The sequence below is a fragment of the Alcaligenes sp. GW821-FHT11D07 genome (genome assembly GCF_058808495.1).
The window spans coordinates 3791-5432 of the sequence record NZ_JBXART010000007.1 but is presented as its reverse complement, the minus strand read 5'-3'; the positions used below and the strand labels follow the sequence as shown (position 1 = coordinate 5432).

The 1642-nt window shown below is 52.7% G+C and carries 1 rRNA gene (only partly in view); it reads left to right on the top strand.

The window, feature by feature from the left end:
- The first annotated feature begins 196 nt into the window (after positions 1 to 196).
- Positions 197 to 1642 (top strand): 16S ribosomal RNA (locus AC1RSM_RS18625) (it continues 190 nt past the right edge of the window).

Genomic DNA, 1642 nt, shown 5'->3' with positions numbered 1-1642 from the left:
AACTGTCACTGCTCTTTAACAATTAACAGCCGATAAGTGTGGGCGCTTGGAATGAGCGAGTCGAACCCTTCGGGGATCGCCACAAGTTTGTATCAAGTGCTCACAAACGAAGAATGAAGATTTACCTTGTGTAAACTCTGAATTTTTCTTTGAGACACAATCGGTCTCGTCGCAAGACGGGACAACCACAGAGATTAAACTGAAGAGTTTGATCCTGGCTCAGATTGAACGCTAGCGGGATGCTTTACACATGCAAGTCGAACGGCAGCACGAGAGAGCTTGCTCTCTTGGTGGCGAGTGGCGGACGGGTGAGTAATATATCGGAACGTGCCTAGTAGCGGGGGATAACTACTCGAAAGAGTGGCTAATACCGCATACGCCCTACGGGGGAAAGGGGGGGATCGCAAGACCTCTCACTATTAGAGCGGCCGATATCGGATTAGCTAGTTGGTGGGGTAAAGGCTCACCAAGGCAACGATCCGTAGCTGGTTTGAGAGGACGACCAGCCACACTGGGACTGAGACACGGCCCAGACTCCTACGGGAGGCAGCAGTGGGGAATTTTGGACAATGGGGGAAACCCTGATCCAGCCATCCCGCGTGTATGATGAAGGCCTTCGGGTTGTAAAGTACTTTTGGCAGAGAAGAAAAGGTACCTCCTAATACGAGGTACTGCTGACGGTATCTGCAGAATAAGCACCGGCTAACTACGTGCCAGCAGCCGCGGTAATACGTAGGGTGCAAGCGTTAATCGGAATTACTGGGCGTAAAGCGTGTGTAGGCGGTTCGGAAAGAAAGATGTGAAATCCCAGGGCTCAACCTTGGAACTGCATTTTTAACTGCCGAGCTAGAGTATGTCAGAGGGGGGTAGAATTCCACGTGTAGCAGTGAAATGCGTAGATATGTGGAGGAATACCGATGGCGAAGGCAGCCCCCTGGGATAATACTGACGCTCAGACACGAAAGCGTGGGGAGCAAACAGGATTAGATACCCTGGTAGTCCACGCCCTAAACGATGTCAACTAGCTGTTGGGGCCGTTAGGCCTTAGTAGCGCAGCTAACGCGTGAAGTTGACCGCCTGGGGAGTACGGTCGCAAGATTAAAACTCAAAGGAATTGACGGGGACCCGCACAAGCGGTGGATGATGTGGATTAATTCGATGCAACGCGAAAAACCTTACCTACCCTTGACATGTCTGGAATCCCGAAGAGATTTGGGAGTGCTCGCAAGAGAACCGGAACACAGGTGCTGCATGGCTGTCGTCAGCTCGTGTCGTGAGATGTTGGGTTAAGTCCCGCAACGAGCGCAACCCTTGTCATTAGTTGCTACGCAAGAGCACTCTAATGAGACTGCCGGTGACAAACCGGAGGAAGGTGGGGATGACGTCAAGTCCTCATGGCCCTTATGGGTAGGGCTTCACACGTCATACAATGGTCGGGACAGAGGGTCGCCAACCCGCGAGGGGGAGCCAATCTCAGAAACCCGATCGTAGTCCGGATCGCAGTCTGCAACTCGACTGCGTGAAGTCGGAATCGCTAGTAATCGCGGATCAGAATGTCGCGGTGAATACGTTCCCGGGTCTTGTACACACCGCCCGTCACACCATGGGAGTGGGTTTCACCAGAAGTAGGTAGCCTAACCGC